The sequence below is a fragment of the Halorubrum sp. SP9 genome, assembly GCF_005435015.1.
Lineage (GTDB): Archaea > Halobacteriota > Halobacteria > Halobacteriales > Haloferacaceae > Halorubrum > Halorubrum sodomense.
Genome location: NZ_SGXU01000773.1, coordinates 1 through 218, shown reverse-complemented (window position 1 = coordinate 218; position 218 = coordinate 1). Strand labels below are relative to the sequence as shown.

Below are 218 nucleotides of genomic sequence, written 5' to 3'. Positions count from 1 at the left end.
CGCCTGCGCGAGCCGACCGCCGGCGAGATCACCTTCGACGGGACCGACGTTCGGGCGATGACCGACCGCGACCTGAACGAGTTCCGCCGGCGCGCCCAGATCGTGTTCCAGGACCCGTTCTCCAGCCTCGACCCGCGGATGACCACCGGCGACATCGTCACGGAGGGGCTCCGCATCCACGACGTCGCCGACCGGGAACAGCGCCGCGAGACGGCCCG

1 pseudogene is annotated in these 218 nt (G+C 72.0%); it reads left to right on the top strand.

Annotated elements, in window-relative coordinates:
- A pseudogene (locus EXE45_RS19275) lies at positions 1–218 on the top strand (oligopeptide ABC transporter ATP-binding protein); the annotation flags it as partial.